21 protein-coding genes and 1 pseudogene are annotated in these 23,181 nt (G+C 71.1%); 5 read left to right on the forward strand and 17 right to left on the reverse strand.

Going from position 1 to position 23,181, the window contains the following annotated elements; translation table 11 throughout:
• Nucleotides 1–67: 67 nt before the first annotated feature.
• The 12 genes from QA861_RS06005 to QA861_RS06055 form a co-directional block, all read right to left on the reverse strand.
• On the reverse strand, nucleotides 68–1,135 hold the full coding sequence (locus QA861_RS06005) for a polyprenyl synthetase family protein (protein WP_334587161.1): 1,068 nt from the start codon (nucleotides 1,133–1,135) through the stop codon (nucleotides 68–70).
• 62 nt (nucleotides 1,136–1,197) lie between these two features.
• Nucleotides 1,198–2,616: a hydroxysqualene dehydroxylase HpnE gene (gene hpnE / locus QA861_RS06010; RefSeq protein ID WP_334587162.1), complete on the reverse strand. Its 1,419-nt coding sequence runs from the start codon at nucleotides 2,614–2,616 to the stop codon at nucleotides 1,198–1,200.
• Entirely contained in the window at nucleotides 2,613–2,753 is a 141-nt protein-coding gene (locus QA861_RS47015; protein ID WP_443041449.1) for a DUF6380 family protein, read from the reverse strand. Before QA861_RS47015 ends, hpnE begins: the two co-directional genes overlap by 4 nt.
• Nucleotides 2,753–3,703, reverse strand: a complete 951-nt coding sequence (gene hpnD, locus QA861_RS06015; protein WP_334587163.1) for a presqualene diphosphate synthase HpnD — start codon at nucleotides 3,701–3,703, stop codon at nucleotides 2,753–2,755. The genes QA861_RS47015 and hpnD overlap by 1 nt, the downstream gene beginning before the upstream one ends.
• Nucleotides 3,700–4,602: a squalene synthase HpnC gene (hpnC, locus tag QA861_RS06020; protein ID WP_334587164.1), complete on the reverse strand. Its 903-nt coding sequence runs from the start codon at nucleotides 4,600–4,602 to the stop codon at nucleotides 3,700–3,702. Before hpnC ends, hpnD begins: the two co-directional genes overlap by 4 nt.
• Nucleotides 4,603–4,983: 381 nt before the next feature.
• Nucleotides 4,984–5,763 carry an ABC transporter ATP-binding protein gene (locus QA861_RS06025; RefSeq protein WP_334587165.1) on the reverse strand — a complete coding sequence of 260 codons (780 nt, stop codon included), beginning with the start codon at nucleotides 5,761–5,763 and terminating at the stop codon, nucleotides 4,984–4,986.
• A complete protein-coding gene (locus QA861_RS06030) occupies nucleotides 5,756–6,685 on the reverse strand; it encodes an ABC transporter permease (protein ID WP_334587166.1) in 930 nt (309 codons plus the stop codon). Before QA861_RS06030 ends, QA861_RS06025 begins: the two co-directional genes overlap by 8 nt.
• Before the next feature lie 99 nt (nucleotides 6,686–6,784).
• Complete coding sequence (locus QA861_RS06035) at nucleotides 6,785–7,657, reverse strand: glycosyltransferase family 2 protein (protein WP_443041450.1); 873 nt, start codon at nucleotides 7,655–7,657, stop codon at nucleotides 6,785–6,787.
• Between the two features lie 8 nt (nucleotides 7,658–7,665).
• A complete protein-coding gene (locus QA861_RS06040; protein WP_334587168.1) occupies nucleotides 7,666–8,448 on the reverse strand; it encodes a CDP-alcohol phosphatidyltransferase family protein in 783 nt (260 codons plus the stop codon).
• Complete coding sequence (locus QA861_RS06045; RefSeq protein WP_334587169.1) at nucleotides 8,426–9,487, reverse strand: iron-containing alcohol dehydrogenase family protein; 1,062 nt, start codon at nucleotides 9,485–9,487, stop codon at nucleotides 8,426–8,428. Before QA861_RS06045 ends, QA861_RS06040 begins: the two co-directional genes overlap by 23 nt.
• On the reverse strand, nucleotides 9,475–10,227 hold the full coding sequence (locus QA861_RS06050; protein WP_334587170.1) for a phosphocholine cytidylyltransferase family protein: 753 nt from the start codon (nucleotides 10,225–10,227) through the stop codon (nucleotides 9,475–9,477). Before QA861_RS06050 ends, QA861_RS06045 begins: the two co-directional genes overlap by 13 nt.
• Nucleotides 10,224–12,077 carry a DUF5941 domain-containing protein gene (locus QA861_RS06055; RefSeq protein ID WP_334587171.1) on the reverse strand — a complete coding sequence of 618 codons (1,854 nt, stop codon included), beginning with the start codon at nucleotides 12,075–12,077 and terminating at the stop codon, nucleotides 10,224–10,226. Before QA861_RS06055 ends, QA861_RS06050 begins: the two co-directional genes overlap by 4 nt.
• 421 nt (nucleotides 12,078–12,498) lie before the next feature.
• Here QA861_RS06055 and QA861_RS06060 point away from each other — a divergent pair, with 421 nt between their 5' ends.
• On the forward strand, nucleotides 12,499–13,437 hold the full coding sequence (locus tag QA861_RS06060) for a cation diffusion facilitator family transporter (protein WP_006383714.1): 939 nt from the start codon (nucleotides 12,499–12,501) through the stop codon (nucleotides 13,435–13,437).
• Nucleotides 13,438–13,667: 230 nt separating this feature from the next.
• The gene (gene idi / locus QA861_RS06065; RefSeq protein ID WP_334587172.1) at nucleotides 13,668–14,264 is read left to right on the forward strand and encodes an isopentenyl-diphosphate Delta-isomerase; all 597 of its coding nucleotides are present in this window, start codon (nucleotides 13,668–13,670) and stop codon (nucleotides 14,262–14,264) included.
• A 96-nt stretch (nucleotides 14,265–14,360) separates the two neighbouring features.
• Here the strand turns inward: idi and QA861_RS06070 are convergent, their stop codons facing one another.
• Both QA861_RS06070 and QA861_RS06075 read right to left on the reverse strand, forming a co-directional pair.
• Complete coding sequence (locus QA861_RS06070) at nucleotides 14,361–14,876, reverse strand: ATP-binding protein (protein WP_334590467.1); 516 nt, start codon at nucleotides 14,874–14,876, stop codon at nucleotides 14,361–14,363.
• 173 nt (nucleotides 14,877–15,049) lie between these two features.
• Nucleotides 15,050–15,280, reverse strand: a complete 231-nt coding sequence (locus tag QA861_RS06075) for a hypothetical protein (RefSeq protein ID WP_334590680.1) — start codon at nucleotides 15,278–15,280, stop codon at nucleotides 15,050–15,052.
• On the opposite strand from QA861_RS06075, the gene QA861_RS06080 reads away from it, so the two are divergent.
• Nucleotides 15,171–15,884 (forward strand): enoyl-CoA hydratase/isomerase family protein, encoded by a 714-nt coding sequence (locus QA861_RS06080; protein WP_334590468.1) that lies wholly within the window; start codon nucleotides 15,171–15,173, stop codon nucleotides 15,882–15,884. The two genes, QA861_RS06075 and QA861_RS06080, sit on opposite strands and share 110 nt — an antisense overlap.
• Nucleotides 15,885–15,892: 8 nt before the next feature.
• Here QA861_RS06080 and QA861_RS06085 read toward each other — a convergent pair.
• Nucleotides 15,893–16,507: pseudogene (locus tag QA861_RS06085) on the reverse strand (DJ-1/PfpI family protein); the annotation flags it as partial.
• Between the two features lie 244 nt (nucleotides 16,508–16,751).
• On the opposite strand from QA861_RS06085, the gene QA861_RS06090 reads away from it, so the two are divergent.
• Nucleotides 16,752–19,151, forward strand: coding sequence for a Tex family protein (locus tag QA861_RS06090; RefSeq protein WP_334587173.1), 2,400 nt, complete (start codon nucleotides 16,752–16,754; stop codon nucleotides 19,149–19,151).
• Between the two features lie 255 nt (nucleotides 19,152–19,406).
• Here QA861_RS06090 and QA861_RS06095 read toward each other — a convergent pair whose 3' ends face one another.
• Both QA861_RS06095 and QA861_RS06100 read right to left on the reverse strand, forming a co-directional pair.
• Nucleotides 19,407–21,050 carry an ABC-F family ATP-binding cassette domain-containing protein gene (locus tag QA861_RS06095; RefSeq protein ID WP_334587174.1) on the reverse strand — a complete coding sequence of 548 codons (1,644 nt, stop codon included), beginning with the start codon at nucleotides 21,048–21,050 and terminating at the stop codon, nucleotides 19,407–19,409.
• A gap of 49 nt (nucleotides 21,051–21,099) precedes the next feature.
• A complete protein-coding gene (locus tag QA861_RS06100; RefSeq protein WP_334587175.1) occupies nucleotides 21,100–22,152 on the reverse strand; it encodes an oxidoreductase in 1,053 nt (350 codons plus the stop codon).
• Between the two features lie 90 nt (nucleotides 22,153–22,242).
• On the opposite strand from QA861_RS06100, the gene QA861_RS06105 reads away from it, so the two are divergent.
• Nucleotides 22,243–23,163 carry an FAD-dependent oxidoreductase gene (locus QA861_RS06105; RefSeq protein WP_334590469.1) on the forward strand — a complete coding sequence of 307 codons (921 nt, stop codon included), beginning with the start codon at nucleotides 22,243–22,245 and terminating at the stop codon, nucleotides 23,161–23,163.
• Nucleotides 23,164–23,181: the final 18 nt, after the last annotated feature.

The following is a 23,181-nucleotide window of genomic DNA, read 5'->3' on the forward strand; positions in this document are numbered from 1 at the left end:
TCGGCCGGTGCGCCACTGAACGCGACGCCGGCCGGCGACTACGCGAGGCTTATTCGACCGATAGTGATCATCTCTTTCGTACGACGACGAAGTCGGCGAGCGCCGTGAACTGCGCGCGCACCCGGTCGGGCATGTCGATGGCGCTCAGTGCGTCGACGGCGATGGTGTGCTGCCGGCGCGCCTCCCCGGCGGTCCATTCCCGGCCGCCCGCCTGCTCGATCAGGGCGGCGCGGGCGGCGAACTCCTCCTCGGAGAAGTTCTCGAAGTCGCTGCTCTTCGCGTCGGCGGCGAGGAGTTCACCGAGCCGCTCGGCGGCCGGGCCGCTCGCCGCGAGGGCGGCGACGACGGGCAGGGACTTCTTGCGCTGACGCAGATCGCTCCACGTCTGCTTGCCGGTGGCCTCCGGGTCGCCCCAGATGCCGAGGAGGTCGTCGACGGCCTGGAAGGCCAGGCCGAGGTGGTAGCCGTACTTCTCCAGCGTGTCGGCGGTGTGGTCGTCCGCGCCGCCGAGGACCGCGCCGATGGAGCTGGCGCAGGCGAGCAGGGCGCCGGTCTTGTTGCCCTCCATCTCCAGGCACTCCTCGACGCTCACGCGGTCGCGGTGCTCGTAGGAGATGTCCTGCGCCTGGCCGTCGATGAGGGCACGGGTCGCGGTGGTGAGGCGGCGGGTGGCCCGGCCGGCCTCGACGGTGCCGAGTTCCAGGAGGATCTCATTGGCCAGCGCGAACAGTGCGTCGCCGACCAGGATGGCCTGGGCGGGACCGTGCACCTTCCAGACGGTGTCGCGGTGGCGGCGCTGTTCGTCACCGTCCATCAGGTCGTCGTGCAACAGCGAGAAGTTGTGCACCAGTTCGACGGCGACGGCGCCGGGGATGCCGACCTCGGGGGCGGCCCCGGTGACCTCGGCGGACAGCACGGCGAGCGCGGGACGTACGGCCTTGCCGCCGTCGCCGGCCGCCGGCCTGCCCTGGGCGTCGATCCAGCCGAAGTGGTAGGCGGAGACGGTGTCCATGGGCGCCGCGAGACGGTTGATCGCCGCCCGCAGTACCGGGGTGGCCAGGGTCCGGCCGCGCTCCAGGAGCACGGTCACGTCCACGGCGTCGGCGGCTTTCGGGGCCGGGGGCACAGTGGGCACAGTCTCTCCTCTTGTTGCGGTGCTGGGGGTGCGGGGACCTGCCGTGTGCTGATGATCGAGCATCAGGCCGCCTCCTCGACATCGAAGAGGTGGTGGCGGGGCCGGCCCAGGGCGCCCAGCGCGGCGCCGGCCGCACCGACTCCGCTGCGGACCGCACTCTCCATGGTCGCGGGCCACCCGGTGGCGGTCCACGAACCGGCCAGGTACAGGCCGGGGGCGTTGGTACGGGCGCCGGGCCGCAGCCGGCCGACGCCGGGGGTGGGGGCGAACGTCGCTGTCCGCTCCCGGGTGACGAAGAAGTCCCTTACTCCGGCGCCCCGCGTGCGGGGCAACAGCCGCTCCAGCTCCGGCAGATACCGCTCGCGCAGCGCCGCCACGGGCTCGTCGATCTCGTCGTGCGCGGCCGACTGCGACAGCGCCAGATACTGGCCGTCGCCGCCGAGCCCGGACGCCTCGGTCCGGTCGAAGACCCACTGCACCGGGCTGCCCAGCGCCGCGAGGAACGGCGTGTTCAGCACCTTGCGGTCGTACACCACATGCACGTTGAGGATGGGCGCGGTGCCGATCTCCAGCAGCCGTTCGGGGGCGTCGAGCGCGCCCTCCGGCAGCAGATCGTGCGCCTCGCGCTGGGCCACGGCGAGCACGACGGCGTCCACGTCGAGCGTCTCGCCGGGAACCGACACGGTCCAGCGGCCGTTCTCGTTGTGTCGCACGGAGGTGACGCGTGTACGGACTTCGGTACGCACGCCCGCGGAGTCGAGCGCCTTGCGGGCCAGAGTGTCGTGCAGTTCGCCCAGCGGGACACGCGCCCAGCCGATGTCGGCCGCGCCCGGGTCGGACAGCAGACCGGTCTTGAACACCATCGCGGCGAGCCCCAGGGACGAGTCCCCGGCCACCGCGTTGAGGGTGGCGACCCCCACCAGGTCCCACAGTGCCTCGACTGCACGCGGCGACTGACCGTGCGCGGCCAGCCAGCTGCCGAAGTTCTGCGCGTCCAGCGCCGGGTCGGCGAGGTCCAGCGCCTTGAGCGCGAGCGCGGCGCGTCCCACTCCGGCGCGCTCGGCGAGCGAGAGATGCGGATAGGTGGCCAGGCTACGCCCGAGATGCAGAGGTACGGGCAGCGCGTCGCGCCGGAGTCTCCCCAGGCGCCGGCCGGCCGGCTTCGCCATGTCGACGACAGGTACGTCGAGACGGGCCTGCACCGGAGCGAGCGCGGCGCCGTCGATACGGTCGAGGAACCAGCGGTACGCGGTGCAGCACCGCAGGTACACGTGCTGGCCGTTGTCGACGGTCAGTCCGTCGCGCTGGAAGGAGAAGGCGAGGCCGCCGAGGCGAGGCCGGCCTTCGAGCAGCGTGACACGGACACCGGCGTCGGCGAGCGAGAGCGCCGCGGTGATGCCTGCCAGTCCGCCGCCGACCACCACGGCGCTCTTCTCACCGCGGTGTCCCGGACGTTCCCCGGGCTGGGTGCTCCCGCTCATCGCGCACTCCCCCCTGCACACCCGTCGCGCCGGACGAACGCCGCACGGCAGGCCGTTGAAGTCAGGGACGCCGTCCCCGGCCGGAGGGTTGCGCGCCGGTTCGCCGCGGGCGCGTCGTCCTGGACCGAATCGTCCATCAGACCCGCCTCCTGACGGTCCGCCGGGACACATGCCGGGCGTCCAGGCCGGACAGGCCGCGCACCGCGACGTACGCCTTCTCGCGTCCCGGCAGGGAGACCCGGCCGCGCAGCACGGCCTCCGGCTCGCGCTCGATGCGGTCGAGGAGCCGTCGGTAGATGCCGGCCATGGCGGCGACACAGGCGCCGCTGCGCCGGTCGAGCATGGGCAGCAGGCGGTAGCCCTCGGCGAACAGGGTGCGGGCGCGCCGTACTTCGAAGTGGACGAGGCCCGCGAAGTCGGAGCCCTCCGGCGGGTTCGGGCCGTTGAACCCGGCCGAGCAGCCGAACTTGGCGAGGTCGTCGGCGGGCAGATAGGTCCGCCCGCTGTCGGCGTCCTCGCGGATGTCCCGCAGGATGTTGGTGAGCTGGAGGGCGAGCCCCAGCGTGTCGGCGTACTCGAAGGCGCGTTCCGAGCCGCGCGCGCCCCGCTCCGTACCGAACACCCCCAGGGACAGCCGCCCGATGGCCCCGGCCACACAGCGGCAGTAGACCTTCAGGTCGTCCCAGGTCTCGTACGTCTCGCCGTGTACGTCCATCACGACGCCGTCGATGAGTTCGTCGAGGCCGCCGAGCGGGATCGGGAAGTGTGTCCCCGCGTGGCTGAGGGCGACCGCGACCGGGTCGGTGTCGTCCTCGCCGATCGCGCCCTCGCGCACCCGTGCGAGCAGTGCTCTGGTGTCCTCCAGCCGTGCCGCCTTGACCTCCGGGGCCAGCGGGCCGTCACCGATGTCGTCGACGCGGCGCGAGAACGCGTACAGGGCCGACATCGCGCGCCGCTTCGACGTAGGCAGCAGTCTGATGCCGTAGGCGAAGTTGCGGGCCTGGTGACCGGTGACGGACTCGCAGTAGGTGTAGGCCGCGAGTACCGGTGCGGACACGTGTGGTTCCGACTCCACGCTCCGGATCACCCCTTTCCTCGCAGGGTTGTGCCCGCCTCGCGCAGCAACTGGATCCTGCCGGGCTTGGGCGGGCCGGGAAGTACGTCGTATTCGGCGGCGGCGATCGCCTGGATCGCCGCCTTTCCCCCCGCCACGAAACCCGCGAGCAGCAGCTTCAGCCTGCCGTGGACGCTACCCACGAGGGGGGTGCCTTCATTCAGCAGGCGGCGCGCTCGTTCCGCTTCGTATGCGATCAGTGCGCGCACGGACGCGTCCGCGGTGGGAGCGGCGAGATCCGACTCCTGGACGCGGAAGCGCTTCATGTCCTGGGCGGGCAGATAGATCCGGTCTCGGCCGAGGTCCTCGGCGACGTCCTGGAGGTGCTCGACGATCTGGAGGGCGGTGCACACGGTGTCGGAGCGGCGGATCCGCTCGGGCGTCGCGGTGCCGGTGACGGCGAGGACGAGGCGTCCGACGGGGTTGGCGGACAACTCGCAGTAGGCGAGGAGGTCGTCGTACGTCTCGTACCGCTTGACCAGCTGGTCCTGGCGATTGGCGGCGATCAGGCCGAGGAACGGCTCGGGGGTCAGCGAACGGCTGCGGACGGTCGGCTGCAGCCTGCGCAGCAGGGGGTGGCGCGGGGTGCCGTCGAAGACCCTGCGCAGGTCGGCCTCGAACGCGTCGAGGAGGACGAGCCGGTCGTCGGCCTCGGCGGGCACCACGCCCAGCAGGCGGGCGTCGGCGCCGCCGGGGGCCAGGTCGCCGTCGCCGATGTCGTCGACCAGGCGGGCGAAGCCGTAGACGGCCATCAGGTCGGTGCGCCAGGCCCTGGGCAGGAAGAACGGTGCCACGGGGAAGTTCTCGTGCGCGGCCTTGTCGAGCGTGCCGCGCTCAGTATCGTCGGTCCGCGTGGGGCCGGTCGCCGTCACCGTTCGCTGCCCGGGGCGGGGACGGCGCACGCTGTGGGGAGCTGGGGAGTTTCCGTAGCCATCGCCGTCACATCTCCCGTTCTACACTGCGGACCCAATGGGCACTATTTCGGACACGCCGCCCAGCCGTCCACGCGGCGGTCCGATGCCGGATGTCGCGCGTTATCGCCCCACTTGCCGCGATTCAGCACTGGTACAGCTTACGTTGTACAACGCGACATGGTCCGTCGGGGTGTCCCGCGCATCACAAGAACACACCGATTGGCGTCAAGATTCCTAGGGTGCCCGGGAGTTGACGTTTCCTTTGCAGACGCGGGGCCCCACCGGAACAGTTCCGGCGGGGCCCCGACTCGCCCGGCGACACGCCGGTGTACCGCCCGGCTACTTGCCGGTGAACTTCTCGTACTCCTTGAGGACCTCGTCCGTCGGGCCGTCCATGCGCAGTTCGCCGCGTTCCAGCCACAGGACGCGGTCGCAGGTGTCGCGGATGGACTTGTTGTTGTGGCTGACGAGGAACACCGTGCCGGCGTGCTTGCGCAGTTCGCGGATCCGGTCCTCGGAGCGCTTCTGGAAGGACCGGTCGCCGGTCGCCAGCGCCTCGTCGATCATCAGTACGTCATGGTCCTTGGCGGCGGCGATGGAGAACCGCAGCCGCGCCGCCATACCGGAGGAGTAGGTGCGCATCGGCAGGGTGATGAAGTCGCCCTTCTCGTTGATGCCGGAGAAGTCGACGATCTGCTGGTAGCGCTCCTTGATCTCCTCGCGGGACATACCCATCGCGAGGCCGCCCAATATGACGTTCCGTTCGCCCGTGAGGTCGTTCATCAGGGCGGCGTTGACGCCGAGGAGAGAGGGCTGCCCGTCCGTGTACACGTAGCCGCTCTCGGCGGGGAGCAGACCGGCGATGGCACGCAACAGGGTCGACTTGCCGGAACCGTTGGAGCCGATCAGCCCGACGGCCTCACCCCGGTACGAGACGAAGGAGACGCCCCGTACGGCGTGCACCTTGCGTACGCCCGGTGAGTCGCCGCGCCTGATGATGCGGCTGAGGGCGGAGGTTGCGCTGCCCTTGCCGGTCTTGGCGCCGTTGACGCGGTAGACGATGTGGAGCTCGTCCGCGATGACGGTGGGGATCTTGTCCCCGGGGATCGGGTCAGCCACGACCGTACCTCTCCTCCGACTGCCAGAAGTACACGAATCCGCCGACGGCGAAGAGCGCGGCCCAGGCGCCGGCGACCGCCCAGACGTGCGGCGGCAGGTTCTCCGGGCCGTAGCCGTCGATGAGCGCGAAGCGCATCAGGTCCATGTAGATGGCGGCCGGGTTCCACTGGAGGGCGTCGGCGACCCACCTGGGTTTGTCGGCGAGCATGACCGGGATGGAGAACATCACGCCGGACGCGTACATCCACGTGCGCATCACGAACGGCATCAGCTGGGCGAGGTCGGGAGTCGCCGAGCCCCACCGGGCCATGATCAGCGCGAGGCCGGTGTTGAACAGGAACTGGAGTGCCAGCGCCGGGACGATCAGCAGCCAGGACGCCTTGGGGTAGCTGCCGAAGCCGATCGACACCACGAACAGCACGAGCATCGAGAAGAGCAGCTGCTGGAGTTGCTGCAGCGCGAAGGAGACCGGCAGCGCGGCGCGCGGGAAGTGCAGGGCGCGCACCAGACCGAGGTTCCCGGAGATCGCGCGGACGCCCGCCATCACCGAGCTCTGCGTGAAGGTGAACACGAAGACGCCCGTGACGAGGAACGGGATGTACACCTCGCGGGGCATGCCGCGGTCGGCTTTGAGGATCACGCCGAAGATGAAGAAGTACACGGCCGCGTTCAGCAGCGGTGTGGCCACCTGCCACAGCTGGCCGAGTTTGGCCTGGCTGTACTGGGCGGTCAGTTTCGCCTGCGAGAAGGCGAGGATGAAGTGACGCCGTCCCCAGAGCTGGCGGACGTACTCGACGAGTCGAGGGCGGGCGCCGCTCACGGCGAGCCCGTACTTCGCGGCGAGTTCGGCCGCGGAGAGGCCGTCGTCGGGTGACGGTCGGTCGCTCACCGCGACACCGCCGTCATGCGTTGTCTCACTCACAAATGGAAACTTTCGTCTTCAATATGCGCAGCTGAACGGGGCAGAGCGCGGGCCGGGTCCAGGATTCGGCCGGCCCGCGGGGCTCTCGGAGAGAGCTTGTCAGATCACTGGGGGGCGGCCCAGTCGGGTCAGCCGCCACACCGTACGCCACCGGATGGGCCGGCGGGGTCCGCACGGGGTGGTCAGCCCCTCCTTGAACCCGCCCCACCAGGCTCTGAGCGCCGGGCGGGAGGGTCGGCGGAGAAGTGTGAGGAGCAGCCAGTCCCCCAGGTAGACCGGCACCAGGGGGGCGGGGAGGTTGCGGCGGGCCAGCCAGACCCGGTTGCGGGCGACCATGCGGTGGTAGACCGCGTGCCGCGAGGGCGCGGTCGCCGGATGGTAGAGCAGCATGTCGGCCCGGTAGTCGATCATCCAGCCGGCGTCGAGGGCCCGCCAGGCGAGGTCGGTCTCCTCGTGGGCGTAGAAGAACTCCTCGGGGAGGATGCCCACTTGGGCGAAGACCTTCGTACGGACGGCGTTGGCGCCGCCGAGGAAACTGGTGACGCGGGAACTGCGCATCGGGTCCGTGGTGCCCGGGCGGGGCACGTGGCGGCGCTGGGTGAGGCCGGTGTCGGGGTCGGCGATGCGGAAGCTGATGATGCCCAGGCGAGGGTCGGCGGTGAAGGCCCGGCGGCACAGTTCGGCGGTGTCCTGGTGGCCGAGGAGGCCGTCGTCGTCCAGGAACATCAGGATGTCGACGTCGCTGCCCGCCGGGCCGAACGCCTCGATACCGACGTTGCGTCCGCCGGGGATGCCGAGGTTCTCGGGCAGCTCGACGCTCCGTACGCCCTCGGGGAGGTCCGGGACGGGCGAGCCGTTGCCGACCACGACGACCTGGACCGGGTCGCCCTCCTGTTTGGCGATCGAGTCGACGAGGGCGCGCAGTTCGTCGGGGCGGTTGCCCATGGTGATGATCACCGCGCCGACTCTCATCCCGGTACTCACCGCAACCTGCTCGACGCGAGGATGGACACGAGGTGCAGCACGGTCTGCAGGATCGCGATACCGGCCAGGACCGCGATGCCCAGGCGGGTCCAGAACAGGTCGCCGCCGATGACGTCGAGGAGCGCCACGAAGAGGATGAACAGGCTCGCCTCGATGCCGCCGATCAGCCGGTGGAACCTGAGCGCGGCGGCGGCCTTACGCGCCAGGGCGAGCCCCTCGGAGCGCGGCACCGACAGCTCGTCCTTGGCGGCGGCCAGACCGCTGCGGGTCCTGGCGACGTCCACCAGGTCGGTCTCCGCCTTGATCAGGATCGCGCCGAGAGCGGCCAGGGTGCCGATGAACGCCCACAGCCACTCGGGGCTCCCGGAGCCGTCCCACAGGTCGGCGCCGCGCAGGCCGAAGCCGATCAGCAGGGCCGCCTCGGAGAGGTAGTGGCCGATGCGGTCGAGGTACACGCCGGTGATCGAGGTCTGGTTGCGCCAGCGGGCGAGTTCCCCGTCGACGCAGTCGAGGAGCAGGTACAGCTGCATCAGTACGACGGCCAGGACCGCGCCGGTGAGGCCCGGCACCAAGAGCGCCGCGCCTGCCGTGCCGCCCGCGACGACCATCAGGTACGTGAGCTGGTTGGGCGTGATCCTGGTGTCCACCAGGTAGCGGTCGACCCGCAGGGACACCTCGCGCATGTAGAGGCGTCCCGCCCAGTGCTCGCCGCTGCGCCGGTCCTTCACCCCTTCGGGGTGGACGACGGGGCGTAGTTCAGCTACCGATGGCCTTGACATAGTCCGCGTACGTGTCCTTGATCTGGTCGTATCTGAGGTCGAGGTGTTCCAGGATCGTGTAGCGACCGGGTCTGGTCTGCGGGGCGTACTCGACGACCCGTACGAACTCGTCCGTGGTGAAGCCGATCTCCTCCGGCAGCACCGGCAGCCCGTGCCGGCGCAACACCTCGGCCATGTACGCCGACTCCTCGTGCGCGCCCCGCAGATGCATGGCGAAGGCGGCGCCGAGGCCGCACTGTTCGCCGTGGCTCGCGGCCCGCCTGGGGTACAGCAGGTCGAAGGCGTGGTTGATCTCGTGGCAGGCGCCGGAGGACGGGCGGGAGTCGCCCGACACCGACATGGCGATACCGGTGAGGACCAGGGCCTCGGCCAGCACCTGGAGGAACGCGTTGTCGCCGACCCCGCCGGGGTGGCGCAGCACGGCCTCGCCCGCCTGGCGGGCCATCGCGGCGGCGAGGCCGTCGATCTTCTCCCCGTTGACCTGACTTGCCAGCTCCCAGTCGGCGACCGCGGAGATGTTCGACATGGCGTCGCCGATCCCGGAGCGCACGAACCGCGCCGGGGCCTCGCGGATCACGTCGAGGTCGATGACGACCGCGATCGGGTTGGGTACGCCGTACGAGCCGCGCCCCGCGTCGTTGTCGAGGGTGGCGACCGGGGAGCAGAGACCGTCGTGCGCGAGGTTGGTGGCGACGGCGACGAGGGGCAGCCCGACCCGGGCGGCGGCGAACTTGGCGCAGTCGATGATCCGGCCGCCGCCGAGGCCGACCACGGCGTCGTAGTGGCCGGACTTGATGGCGTCGGCCAGCCGGATCGCGTCGTCGATGGTGCCGCCGGCGACCTCGTACCAGCTGGCGCCGGGCAGCGCGGGGGTGAGCCGCGCGCGCAGCTTGGCGCCGGAACCGGAACTGACCGCGACGGCGATCTTCCCGGAGTGCGAGATCCGCTGGTCGAACAGCACGTCCGCCAGGTGGTCCAGGGCCCCCCGGCGGATGTCGACGACGACCGGCGAGGGGATCAGCCTCGTCAGTACCGGCACGCGATCTCCCGTCCTCGGGCGAGATCGGCGTGGTTGTCTATCTCGACCCACGGGACCTCGCCGATGGGTGCCACGTCGATGCGGAAACCACGGTCGACCAGTTCCTGGTAACCGTGCTCGTAGAACTGCTGGGGGTCGGACTCCCACACGGTCTTCAGGGCGTCGGCCAGGTCGGCGGCGGCGGCGCCCTCGATGAGGGTGACGCCGATGTACTCACCGGTGGCCGCCGCGGGGTCCATCAGCTTGGTGATCTTCCGTACGCCCTGTTCCGGGTCCACGATCACCTTCATCTCCTCGTCGGCGAGATCCTTCACCGTGTCGAGGGCCAGGATGATGCGCTTCCCGTCACCGCGCGCGGCGAGCAGCGTCCGCTCGACGGAGACGGGGTGCACGGTGTCGCCGTTGGCGAGGATCACCCCGTCGGCGAGGGCGTCCCGGCCGCACCAGAGGGAGTAGGCGTTGTTCCACTCCTCGGCGCGGTCGTTGTCGATGAGGGTGAGCTTCAGCCCGTACTTCTTCTCCAGGGCCGTCCGCCGCTCGTACACGGCTTCCTTGCGGTAGCCGACGATGATCGCCACCTCGCTGAGGCCGATCTCGGCGAAGTTGGCGAGGGTGAGGTCGAGCACGGTGGGGCCGTCCTCGTCGCCCGCTGGGCCGACCTGCACGAGAGCCTTGGGCAGGCTGTCGGTGTAGGGGCGCAGACGCCGTCCGGCGCCGGCCGCCAGCACGAGGCCGATCATGCGGGTACTCCTTCGTCGTGGACGGCGGGGGCGCCGCCCTGGTGGGCGATCACCCAGTAGCGGATGCTCTCGGCGAGCACCAGCAGGGCCACGGCCACGGCGAGGACCGTGAGCGCGACCACGAACTGCGAGGCGGTGAGCAGCGCGGCCAGTACGACGACCACCAGTGTCCGGCCCTCGTGCCCGCCGCTCGCCCGTACCAGCCAGCGCGGGGGCGCTCCGGCGTTGCCACGGATGCGGTACACCGTGTCGTAGTGATGGTAGGCGACGGCGGCCACGAGGCCGAAAGCCGCGGGAAGTGCTCCATTTGCCTCCGCTTTGCCCGCGAGAAGGAGGACTGTGCCGTATTCGGCGGCCCGGAAGAGCGGGGGGACGAGCCAGTCGAGGCGGCCCATGAGGGGCAGTGCGACCGCGCCGCCCGCGCTGAGCACGTACAACACGGAGAGGGCCACGGGGATCGGGCTGCCGTACCCGCACGCCCATACGGCGAAGATCAGCACCGCCGTACCTTCCAGCGCGAGGAGGAGGCGCGAGCCGCCCGTTGTACGCCCGGGGACGCGCCCGACCAGCTCCGCGAGCGGCCCGCTGTCCGCGAGGTCCGCCAGGGCCTGTGCAGCGCGCTCGGTGCGCTGGGCCTTTCGGGTGAGTGAGCGCAGGACGCGGCCCGCCGTGGTGTACGTGGCCGCGAAGCCGCAGCCGACGAGCAGCACGGTGAAGGTGGCCCGGGGAGTGGTGAGGGCGGTGAGCACGGCGATCAGGGCCCAGCGCTCGCCGATCGGCAGGACGATCATCCGTCGCACCCAGACCGTCCAGCCGACGCCGTCCAGACGGTCGGAGAGGGCGGCCGTGGGGCTGGTGTTCGCCGTCGCGGCCGGGTCTCCGGCGTTCGCCTCGTTGAAGGCGAAGTCGACGACGTGCCGGCAGCTCTGCAGGACCATCGCGCCGAGGGCCAGCGCCCATACGTCGTCGCCGGCGCGTGCCGCCCCGAGTGCGAGGCCCGCGTAGAAGGCGTACTCCTTTGCGCGGTCGAAGGTGGCGTCCAGCCAGGCGCCGAGCGTCGAGTACTGGAGGGAGTAGCGGGCGAGCTGGCCGTCCGCGCAGTCCAGGACGAAGGAGACCAGGAGGAGCAGGCCCGCCGTGACGTAGCCGCCGCGGGTGCCGGTGGCCGCGCAGCCGGCCGCGATCAGCGCGGTGAGCAGCGAGGCGGTGGTGACCTGGTTCGGGGTGAGGCCCCGGCGGGCGCACCAGCGGGCCAGATAGCGGGAGTAGGGGCTGACGCAGAAGGTGGTGAAGAAGCCGTCCCGGGACTTCACGGCCGACTTCAGGCGTACGGCCTCGTCGTCGACGGCGGCGACGGCCCGCCGTGCCTCGTCGCGGGCCTCGGGGTCGGCGGGGACGGCGGCGGTCAGGCTGCCAAGACCGGGGCGGTGGATGTCGGCGCCGTCCGCGTCCAGGGCGAAGGCGATGCGGTCGGCGAGGCTGTCCACGGCGACGGCGGAAGCGGCGAAGGCGGCTTTGCCGGGGTTCGTCGGGGCGTCGCCGCTCGCGGAGATCTCCCGGGCCAGTACGCGGGTCAGGGCGGTGCGGCCGGCGCCGGGCTGTGCCGACAGGGCGCCCGGTACCGCGGCGAGCGGGAAGCGGGGGTCGGTGAGACCGAGGCGCAGCGCGTGGAGGTGGCCGACGAAGCGGGCGTCGACTACGGCGACCCGTTCGTCACAGGGCGATTCGGCGATGAGGGTCTCGGTGTCGGCGACGTCGGTCGCGCTCCGCACGTCGAAGCCGAGGGACCGCAGATCGCCCTCGATCGACGATCCGGGAACCGGCTGACCCGTGAGGATGGCGGTCGGCAACCGAACTCACTCCCTGGACACCGACGTGTGCACGCCGGTCCTGTACGTGATGGTGGGGGAACCCTGACCCACGGTGGCCGGGCAGCATGTCGGCAGAGGCTATCGGATGGTGCCTCGCCTGTGCTCACCGGCCGTTCGAGGTCCGATTCCGGCGGCCCGGCGGCCACCGAGCCCCGGTCATCATGGGCGACCCCACCCGCCGCGCACAAACCGTCGCCCCGCACGGGCCCCGGTCCGCCGGTCGGGGCGGCGGGCGTCACCCGGCGAGCGATCACGATCTCCGCACCTTCTGACCTGCGTTTCGTTTCCGCAGGTCAGGGCACATGACAACGGTGTTCAGTGCCGCGTTGCCACATACCCCCCACCCGTAGTTCACTGATCCCGGGACGGGGCTCGGCACGAACACCAGGAGGCGGCTTCCATGGGGGCTGGGCACGACCACGGACACGCGCACGGCGCGCCGACCACGGGTACGGCGGCAGCGGCGTACCGCGGGCGGCTGCGTTTCGCGCTGGCCATCACGCTCACCGTCATGGTCGTCGAGATCGTCGGCGGGCTCGTCGCCGACTCGCTCGCGCTCATCGCGGACGCCGCGCACATGGCGACGGACGCGCTGGGCCTCGGCATGGCGCTCCTCGCGATCCACTTCGCGAACCGCCCACCGAGCGGCAACCGCACCTTCGGGTACGCCCGGGCCGAGATCCTCGCCGCGCTCGCCAACTGTCTGCTGCTGCTCGGCGTCGGTGGCTACGTCCTGTACGAGGCGATCCAGCGGTTCGTCACGCCCGCGGAGACCGAGGGCGGGGTGACCGTCGTCTTCGGCCTGATCGGCCTGGTGGCGAACATGATCTCGCTGGCGATGCTGATGCGCGGCCAGAAGGAGAGCCTGAACGTGCGGGGCGCCTTCCTGGAGGTCGCCGCGGACGCGCTGGGCTCGGTGGCGGTGCTGATCTCGGCGGCGGTCATCATGGCGACGGGCTGGCAGCGGGCCGACCCCATCGCCTCGGTCGTCATCGGTGTGATGATCGTCCCGCGTACCTGGAAGCTGCTGCGCGAGACCCTGAACGTGCTCCTGGAGGCGGCTCCCCGGGACGTCGACATGGCGGATGTGCGGGCGCACATACTGGCGTTGCCCGGCGTGGAGGACGTACACGATCTGCACGCCTGGACGATCACCTCGGGGATGCCGGTGCTGTCGGCGCACGTGGTCGTCAGTTCGGAGGTGCTGAGCGGGATCGGGCACGAGAAGATGCTGCACGAGCTCCAGGGCTGTCTGGGCGACCACTTCGACGTGGAGCACTGCACCTTCCAGCTGGAGCCCGGCGGCCACGCCGAGCACGAGTCGAAACTCTGCCTCTGAGACCGTTCGGCGTGCGCCGTCGCCGGGACGCGGTCGTCCGGCGCGCGCCCGCGTCCCCTTCTTCAAGCCCCCTCACGGACGGTTCCCGGGCCGGGGAACAGGGCACGATGGACTATCACGTCACCGGCGGGTCGCTTTCGCGCCGGACATGCGGGGGGCGCCGCGAAGTGCCGGGAGTGCCGGATTCGTACGGCAGACTTGGGGCTCGAAGACCGAGGCGAAGGATGGGTATGCCGATCACACCTGCCACCGCGACGCACAACAGTTCGTCGAACGGCACCGCAGAAGCGATCTTGCTCGAACTGGTCGACGAGAACGGCACGACGATCGGCACCGCCGAGAAGCTCTCCGCCCACCAGCCACCGGGCCGGCTGCACCGGGCGTTCTCCGTTTTCCTCTTCGACGAGCAGGGCCGACTGCTCCTGCAACAGCGCGCGTTGGGGAAATACCACTCCCCCGGTGTCTGGTCCAACACCTGCTGCGGCCACCCTTACCCCGGTGAGGCACCCTTCGCGGCGGCGGCCCGGCGGACGTACGAGGAGCTGGGCATCTCCCCGTCGCTGCTCGCCGAGGCGGGCACGGTCCGCTACAACCACCCGGACCCGGAGTCGGGTCTGGTGGAGCAGGAGTACAACCACCTTTTCGTCGGCATGGCGCAGTCGGCGCTCGCGCCGGACCCGGAGGAGGTCGGGGACACGGTTTACGTCACCCCGGCCGAGCTGGCGGAGCGGCATGCGAAGGACCCGTTCTCGGCCTGGTTCATGACCGTGCTGGACGCGGCGCGGCCGGCGGTCCGGGAGCTGACGGGTCCGTCGGCCGGCTGGTGAGGGCCGCGGCTAGCTAGGACCTGTCCGGCCGATCGAGTCGCAGGAAGGCAGCGGCTCCTGTCCGATCCCGGTGCGACATGATCGGCCGGGCAGGTCCTAAGGCCGCATCGATACGGGGGTGAGCGGCAGTGCCGCCCAGACGACCTTGCCGCCGCTCGCCGTGTGCTCGATGTCGCACACCCCGCCCGCCTCCCTGGTGATCTCACGGACCAGAAGCAGCCCGCGCCCTCCGGTCCGGCCGTGGTCGGCCTCCAGGGCGCTAGGGCGGTAGGGGTGGTTGTCCTCCACCGACACCCGGACCCATTCGGCGCCGACGGCGACCTCCACGGCGAGGGTCGGGGAGAGGAGCGCCGCGTGCCGGACGGCGTTCGTCGCCAGTTCCGAGACGATCAGCAGCAGCCCGTGCACCACGTCCGGTGCGGCCGGCACTCCCTGCCGGTACAGCAGGTCCCGGACGGCGTGCCGCGCCTGCGGGACGGAGGCGTCGACGGCGGGCGCGGTGAACCTCCAGACCCCTTCGTAGGGAAGCGGGTCCAGGGGTCTCCGCTCCGTCTCCGTCGGCCCGCCGTCGTCCGCCGGGCGTGAGCCGGACTCGCGCCCCTGGTCGTCCATCGTTCGGTCGCCGCCCTCGCGCTCGATTGTCACCACGAGACGAGTGTTGGTAACGAAGGGTCGCCACTGGAGAACTGAACAGAAGTCAGCACGTATCGAGCGCTTCCGACTGATCAAGCACGCCATGAGCCCACATACGACTGGACCTGGTCATGCCGTGTCGACTTCGTGAACTATTCGGGTTGTACGGGTTTGCTGCCGCCGTCGTCGGGGCGTCGGGATCCGGCGGATACGATCCGCCCCATGGAGCCGCTGCTGACCCACAGTGCCGTCGACGGGATCGCCACCGTCGTCATCCGCCACCCGGCCAAACGCAATGCCATGACGGCCGGCATGTGGAGCGCGCTGCCGCCGCTGCTCGCCGGCCTGGCCGCCGACCCGGACGTCCGCGTCCTGGTGCTCACGGGAGCGGACGGAACGTTCTGCGCGGGAGCTGACATCTCGACCCTCCAGGGTTCGCCGGAGGAGGCGCAGCGGCTGGCCGTCCGGGCGGAGGACGCCCTCGCGGCCTTTCCGAAGCCGGTGCTCGCGGCGATTCGCGGGCACTGCGTGGGGGGCGGGGCACAGCTCGCGGCGGCCTGCGATCTGCGGTTCGCCGAGGAGGGGGCGCTGTTCGGGGTGACTCCGGCGAAGCTGGGTCTCGTCTACCCGGCGTCGTCCACCCGGCGGTTGGCGGCCCTGGTGGGTCCGGCGACCGCCAAGTACCTGCTGTTCTCGGGCGAGTTGATCGACGCGGAGCGCGCGTTGCGCACCGGGTTCCTCGACGAGGTGCTGCCCTCGGGTGAACTCGACAAGCGGGTCACGGAGTTCGCCCGCGTCCTCACCTCCCGCTCGCGGCTCACCCAGGCGGCGGCGAAGGAGTTCACGGACGGACGCACCGACCGGGACGCCTTCTGGACCGACCAGGCACGGGAGAGCGGCGAGGCCGCGGAGGGGGTCGCCGCGTTCCTGGAGCGCCGTCCCCCAAACTTCTCCTGGACCGGGCCGGTGTCGCCTACCGCACGGTGAACCGGCTCCCGGGAGCGCAGGAGTTCGACCAGGTGGGCGGGTGCCTTGTGCGGGGCGCCGGCGTCGTAGGGCGGCTGCGGGTCGTACTCCGTCGCGAGCTGTACGGTCCGGGCGTGCTCGTCGCCCGCGATCCGGCCGGTCAGGGTGAGGGCCATGTCGATGCCTGAGGAGACACCGGCGGAGGTGACGTACTTGCCGTCCGTCACGACCCGCTCCCCCGTGGGTTCGGCACCGTACTTCGGGAGCTGCTCCAGGGCCAGCCAGTGCGAGGTGGCGCGGCGGCCGGTGAGCAGTCCGGCGGCGGCCAGGAGCAGCGAGCCGGTGCACACGGAGGTCGTCCAGGTGCTGGTGGCGTCCGCGCGGCGCAGCCAGCCGAGCAATGCCTCGTTGTCCATCTGCGCGGACTGCCCCGGGCCGCCGGGAACAACCACGATGTCGGGGTTCGGTACGTCGGCCAGGGTGCGGTCGGCGATGAGCGCGAGGGTGCCACTTTCGTCGCGGACCGGCCCGGTCTCCTCGGCGACGAAGACGGTCTCGGCGTCCGGGAGCCGGCTGAGGATCTCGTACGGGCCGACCGCGTCGAGGGCGGTGAAGCGGTCGAAGAGCAGCAGGGCGATCTGCATGACGTGGTGTGCCTTTCAACGGGCGGCGGGTGCGGGGCGGAAGCGGCGGCGGTACTCGGCCGGGGCCGAGCCGAGCCTTCTGACGAAGGCACGGCTATGACTAGTTCCCGCCTTTCCTGCCACGGCTGGTGTTCGTGGCCCGAAGGCCGGTGACTTGCGGGGCGTGTGGCGTCCTGCTCCCCTGATGTCGGTGCCACCTGCCACAATTGCCGCGCAACCTCAGTGGAGAAGGCGGTACGGGATCGTGACGACACCCCTCGTAGGGTCCATCGAAGGCAGGATCGCCGAGGAACTCGGCGTACGGGAGCGGCAGGTGAGGGCCGCCGTCGAGTTGCTCGACGGGGGTTCGACAGTGCCCTTCATCGCCCGCTACCGCAAGGAAGCGACCGAGATGCTCGACGATGCGCAGCTGCGCACGTTGGAGGAGCGGCTGCGCTATCTGCGGGAGCTGGAGGAGCGGCGGGCCGCGATCCTCGACTCGGTGCGCGAGCAGGGCAAGCTGACGCCCGAGGTCGAGGCGCAGATCCGCGGGGCCGAGACGAAGGCGCGCCTGGAGGACATCTACCTGCCGTTCAAGCCGAAGCGGCGGACGAAGGCCCAGATCGCGCGCGAGGCGGGCCTCGAACCGCTGGCCGAGGGGCTGCTCGGGGACCCGTCCGTCGACCCGCTCGCCGCGGCGGCGGCCTTCGTCGACGCCGACAAGGGCGTCGCCGATCCGCAGGCGGCGCTGGACGGCGCCCGCTCGATCCTCACCGAGCGGTTCTCCGAGGACGCCGACCTGATCGGCGAGGTGCGTGAGCGCATGTGGGTGCGCGGGCGGCTGGCCGCCAAGGTGAAGGACGGCAAGGAGGAGGCGGGCGCCAAGTTCGCCGACTACTTCGACTTCGCCGAGCCCTTCACCGCCCTGCCCTCGCACCGCATCCTCGCGATGCTGCGCGGCGAGAAGGAGGACGTCCTCGACCTGGTCCTGGAGCCGGAGGAGCCGACGGAGGGCCCTTCCTCGTACGAGGGGATCATCGCCCACCGTTTCGGGATCGCCGAGCGCGGCCGTCCGGGCGACAAGTGGCTGAAGGACACGGTGCGTTGGGCCTGGCGGACCCGGATTCTGGTGCACCTCGGCATCGACGTCCGCCTCCGGCTGCGTACGGTCGCCGAGGACGAGGCGGTCAACGTGTTCGCGGCGAACCTGCGCGACCTGCTCCTCGCCGCCCCGGCGGGCACACGTGCGACGCTGGGGCTGGACCCCGGGTTCCGGACGGGCGTCAAGGTGGCCGTGGTGGACGCGACGGGCAAGGCCGTCGCCACGGACGTGATCTATCCGCACGTACCGGCGAACAAGTGGGACGAGGCGCTGGCCAGGCTGGCCCGGCTCGCCAAGGAGCACTCGGTCGACCTGATCGCCATCGGCAACGGTACGGCGTCGCGGGAGACGGACAAGCTCGCCGGTGAACTCATCGCCAAGCACCCGGAGTTGAACCTCACCAAGGTGATGGTGTCCGAGGCGGGCGCCTCGGTGTACTCGGCGTCGGCGTTCGCCTCGCAGGAGCTGCCGGGCATGGACGTGTCGCTGCGCGGGGCGGTGTCGATCGCCCGGCGGCTGCAGGACCCGCTGGCCGAGCTGGTGAAGATCGACCCGAAGTCGATCGGAGTGGGGCAGTACCAGCACGACCTGTCCGAGGTGAAGCTGTCGCGGTCGCTGGACGCGGTGGTCGAGGACTGTGTGAACGGTGTCGGTGTCGACGTCAACACGGCGTCCACTCCGCTGCTCTCGCGGGTCTCCGGTATCTCCTCCGGGCTCGCGGAGAACATCGTGGCGCACCGTGACGCGAACGGGCCGTTCACTTCACGGTCCCAGCTGAAGAGTGTCGCGCGGCTCGGGCCGAAGGCGTACGAGCAGTGCGCGGGGTTCCTGCGGATCCGGGGCGGGGACGATCCGCTGGACGCGTCCAGTGTGCACCCGGAGGCGTACCCGGTGGTGCGGCGGATGGTGAAGTCCGCGGGGAACCAGGTGGCGTCGCTGGTCGGGAACACGGCGGTGCTTCGGTCGCTGCGGCCCGACGACTTCGTCGATGAGAAGTTCGGTCTGCCGACGGTGACGGACATCCTGCGTGAGCTGGAGAAGCCCGGGCGCGACCCGCGGCCCGCCTTCGCGACGGCCACGTTCAAGGAGGGGGTCGAGAAAATCGGCGACCTGGCCTCCGGGATGGTGCTGGAGGGTGTGGTCACGAACGTGGCGGCGTTCGGGGCGTTCGTGGATGTCGGCGTCCACCAGGACGGGCTGGTGCATGTGTCCGCGATGTCGAAGACGTTCGTCAAGGACCCGCACGACGTCGTGAAGTCCGGTGACATCGTCAAGGTGAAGGTGCTCGACGTCGACATTCCCCGGAAGCGGATCTCACTGACGCTGCGGTTGGACGACGAGGCGGTGGCCTCCGGCGAGGGGCAGCAGCAGGGGGGTGGGGGGCGGCCTCAGCGTGGCGGCCGCCCGCCTCAGCCCCGGCAGCGCCAGGGTCAGGGTCAGAGCCAGGGCCAGGGCCAGGGCCAAGGGAGTGGAGGGGCTCGGCAGGCGGCGCCCGCGCCGGGGAACAGTGCGATGGCGGATGCGCTGCGGAAGGCGGGGTTGGTGGATCCCAAGCGGCGCTGACGCTGACGACGGGTGGGTCGCGCGGCCCGGCGCTGACGGGGCGCCGCCTGCGCCCACCCGTGCCGCCCCAGCGGCACGACTGCCCGCAGCTGGGCGGATCGGGCACAGCCCGTTCCAGGGGCGCGGGGAACTGCACGGCCAGCCCCCACCGCCCCGCACGCGAACAACTGAACCGACGCAGCTCCTTCCAGGGGCGCGGGGAACTGCGCGATCACCCCCCACCGGACCTGCACGCACAACTCAGCCGGCGCAGCCCTACGCCAACTCCCTCACCTTGCCCGCCGTCACCTCGAAGCGCCGCGTCACCCGCACCGCGTCCAGCATTCTGCGGTCGTGGGTCACCAGGAGCAGCGTGCCCTCGTAGGAATCGAGGGCCTGTTCCAGTTGTTCGATGGCCGGGAGGTCGAGGTGGTTGGTCGGCTCGTCCAGGACCAGGAGGTTCACGCCCCTGCCCTGGAGCAGGGCCAGGGCGGAACGGGTGCGTTCGCCCGGGGACAGGGTCGCCGCCGGGCGTAGGACGTGCTCCGCCTTCAGGCCGAACTTGGCCAGGAGCGTGCGGACCTCCGCCGGCTCCGTGTCGGGTACCGCCTCGCAGAACGCGTCCAGCAGCGCCTCGGGGCCGTGGAAGAGCTTGCGGGCCTGGTCCACCTCCCCGACCACCACACCCGAACCGAGCGTGGCGTGACCCTCGTCGAGCGGGATCCGGCCCAGCAGCGCGGCCAGGAACGTCGACTTGCCGGCCCCGTTCGCGCCCGTGACCGCGATGCGGTCCGCCCAGTCGATCTGTACGGTCACCGGGCCGAGCGTGAAGCCCGCGCGGCGCACCTCCGCGTCCCGGAGGGTCGCGACCACCGAGCCGGAGCGCGGGGCCGCCGCGATCTCCATCCGCAGCTCCCACTCCTTGCGCGGCTCCTCGACCACGTCGAGGCGTTCGATCATGCGCTGGGTCTGGCGCGCCTTCGCCGCCTGCTTCTCGCTGGCCTCGCTGCGGAACTTGCGGCCGATCTTGTCGTTGTCGTTGTTCGCCTTGCGCCGGGCGTTCTTGACGCCCTTGTCCATCCAGCCGCGCTGCATCTGGGCCCGGTCCTGGAGGGCGGAGCGTTTGTCGGCGTACTCCTCGAAGTCGTCGCGGGCGTGCCTGCGGGCGACGTCCCGCTCCTCCAGGTAGGCCTCGTAGCCGCCGCCGTAGAGCCTGATCTGCTGCTGCGCGAGGTCGAGTTCGAGGACCTTGGTGACCGTGCGGGTGAGGAACTCGCGGTCGTGGCTGACGACGAGCGTGCCGGCGCGCAGGCCCTTGACGAAGCGTTCCAGGCGTTCGAGACCGTCGAGGTCCAGGTCGTTCGTCGGCTCGTCGAGGAGAAAGACGTCGTAGCGGGAGAGGAGCAGGGAGGCGAGGCCCGCCCTTGCCGCCTGGCCGCCCGACAGGGACGTCATCGGCTGGTCCAGGTCCACGGTCAGGGCCAGGGAACCGGCGACCTCCTCGGCCCGCTCGTCCAGGTCGGCGCCGCCGAGGTCGAGCCAGCGCTCCAGGCTCACCGAGTACGCGTCGTCCGCGCCCGGGGCTCCGTCCACCAGCGCCTGCGTCGCCTCGTCCATCACGCGCTGTGCCTCGGCCACCCCTGTGCGGCGGGCGAGGAACTCGCGGACGGTCTCGCCCTCCCGGCGCTCCGGCTCCTGCGGGAGATGGCCGACGCTCGCGCTCGGCGGGGACAGACGCAGCTCGCCCTGCTCGGGCGGGAGCAGCCCGGCCAGCATCTTGAGGAGGGTGGACTTGCCCGCGCCGTTGGCACCGACGAGCCCGATCACGTCTCCGGGCGCGACGACGAGGTCGAGCCCGGCGAAGAGGGAGCGGTCGCCGTGGCCGGCGGCGAGGTTCTTGGCGACGAGAGTGGCAGTCATCAGGAGGCCGATCCTAACTGGCGCGGGCGGCGGCCCGGCCTCCCGGATGTCACCGGGCCATCGGCTCCACCAGCACGGTTCCCGCCGTACGCGCCACGATGAACGACTCCCCCTTCACCGCCTTCGCCTCCAGCGGGATGCGGTGCCGGCCGGGTTCGAGGATGCCGTCGAAGACCTCCAGGGTGTGCGTGCGGTACAGACGGTCCAGCCGGTACGCGGTGAGGTGGACGCGGCAGGTGGAGGTGATCTCCATGTCCGCCTCGCCGTCGGCGGCGACCAGGCGGGTGAGACGGCGTTGTGCCGGCGGGCTGCGGTCCAGGGCGTGTTCGATCTGGGCGACGAGGAGCGGGACGATCGGGGCGAGACCGTCCACGTACGCCACCTCGACGCCCGCGTGGTCGAAGGCGCGGCGTACGGCGGCGCGTTCCTCCTCGTCGATCGTGCGGCCGAAGGCGACGGCGCCGTATCCGCGCAGTTCGTCGGCGGGGACGTCGGTGGCGTCCCGGGTGATGTCCGCGCCGATGCCGATGGTGCGCAGCGCGGCGGCGAGCCTGGCGAGGACGGCGACCCGGGCGCCGATCAGCAGGACCCGTCGGCGGGCCGCGGCGGAGTCGTCGGAGCCCACCGCCTCGGCGGCCTCCGCGGTGTCGAGGAGGGAACCGAGCGTGTCCCGGTATCCGGCGCCCGGGAAGCGGAAGGGCCCGATGCCGTGGTAGCCGTTGAGCTCCAGGTCGGCGTGGGTGTCCGTCTGCCAGGCGAAGTCGCGCCACACGTAGTCGTCGCCGTCCCTGTCGATGGCCGCCGTCACGGCGCCGCACGCCAGGTCGGCGCACTCGGGACAGCCGTAGATGATGTACCGGCCGCCCGCCAGGGGTGCGTCGGCCTCCAGGAGCAGGCCGCGGACCTGCGTGGTGAAGATCGCGGGCGGGACGTCGGAGGCGAGCGGGGAGACCGCGTCGAGGTCGGAGAGCTGGTGGAGGAGGGGGCGTCCGTCGACGATGAAGTCGAGGAAGTCCCGGTGGACCTGGTAGTCACCGTTGGCCAGGACTCCACCGGCACGTATCGCCGGTGCCAGGCCGAAGGTCGCGTACTCGGCAGACATGCTGTGAGTATCCCCAGACTGGGACCGATCTGAGCACGGCATGACATATTCCGCTACGGTCCCGGCGTGGAGACGCGACTGAGTGGTGAAGTGATCGTGGTCGGTGGCGGTGTCATCGGCCTGACGACGGCGGTGGTGTTGGCCGAGCGCGGCAGGCGGGTCCGGGTGTGGACGCGGGAGCCCGCCGAGCTGACGACCTCGGCGGTCGCGGGCGCGCTGTGGTGGCCGTACCGGATCGAGCCGGAGGCGTCGGCCGGGGAGTGGGCGCTCGCGTCGCTGTCCGTGTACGAGGAGCTGGCGGAGCGGCCGGATGAGACGGGCGTACGCATGGTCGAGGGTGTACAGACCGGGCTGCGGCTGGACGAGTTGGGGCCGTGGGCGGCTCGAGTGCCGGAGCTGCGGGAGACGGGTGAGGGACTTCGGGCGCGGCTGCCGTTGATCGACATGCCGGTCCATCTGGGGTGGCTACGGGAGCGGTTCCTCGCGGCGGGTGGCGTGGTGGAGGAGCGGTCCGTCGAGGATCTCGCCGAAGCCTTCGAGTCCGACGCGGTGGACGTCGTCGTCAACTGCACGGGGCTCGGTGCGCGTGATCTCGTGCCCGATCCGGCGGTACGGCCCGTGCGCGGGCAGCTGGTCGTCGTGGAGAACCCGGGGATCACGACGTGGTTCACGGCGGTCGGGCACACCGACGCGAAGACCACGTACTTCTTTCCGCAGCCGGGCGGGCTGATCCTGGGCGGCACGGCAGAGGAGGACGAGTGGTCGCTCGTGCCCGATCCGGTGGTGGCGGAGGAGATCGTGCGACGGTGTGCGGAGGTACGGCCGGAGATCGCCGGGGCACGGGTGCTCGGTCACCGGGTCGGGCTGCGGCCCACCCGTGACGCGGTGCGTCTGGATCGTGAACTGCTCGCTGACGGGCGGGCGTTGGTCCACAACTACGGGCACGGGGGCGCGGGCGTCACGGTCGCGTGGGGTTGTGCGGGGGACGCCGCGCGGCTTGCCGGAGGGTGACGACCGCTGAGGGTATGC

The organism is Streptomyces sp. B21-083, assembly GCF_036898825.1.
Taxonomy (GTDB): domain Bacteria; phylum Actinomycetota; class Actinomycetes; order Streptomycetales; family Streptomycetaceae; genus Streptomyces.

Coding starts and splice junctions, on each gene's coding strand:
- hpnE (WP_334587162.1), bottom strand. CDS start 2,616: ATGAGCGGGAGCACCCAGCCCGGGGAACGTCCGGGACACCGCGGTGAG.
- QA861_RS47015 (WP_443041449.1), bottom strand. CDS start 2,753: ATGGACGATTCGGTCCAGGACGACGCGCCCGCGGCGAACCGGCGCGCA.
- QA861_RS06035 (WP_443041450.1), bottom strand. CDS start 7,657: ATGAGAGTCGGCGCGGTGATCATCACCATGGGCAACCGCCCCGACGAA.
- QA861_RS06040 (WP_334587168.1), bottom strand. CDS start 8,448: ATGTCAAGGCCATCGGTAGCTGAACTACGCCCCGTCGTCCACCCCGAA.
- QA861_RS06050 (WP_334587170.1), bottom strand. CDS start 10,227: ATGATCGGCCTCGTGCTGGCGGCCGGCGCCGGACGGCGTCTGCGCCCC.
- QA861_RS06060 (WP_006383714.1), top strand. CDS start 12,499: ATGGGGGCTGGGCACGACCACGGACACGCGCACGGCGCGCCGACCACG.
- idi (WP_334587172.1), top strand. CDS start 13,668: ATGCCGATCACACCTGCCACCGCGACGCACAACAGTTCGTCGAACGGC.
- QA861_RS06070 (WP_334590467.1), bottom strand. CDS start 14,876: ATGGACGACCAGGGGCGCGAGTCCGGCTCACGCCCGGCGGACGACGGC.
- QA861_RS06095 (WP_334587174.1), bottom strand. CDS start 21,050: ATGACTGCCACTCTCGTCGCCAAGAACCTCGCCGCCGGCCACGGCGAC.
- QA861_RS06100 (WP_334587175.1), bottom strand. CDS start 22,152: ATGTCTGCCGAGTACGCGACCTTCGGCCTGGCACCGGCGATACGTGCC.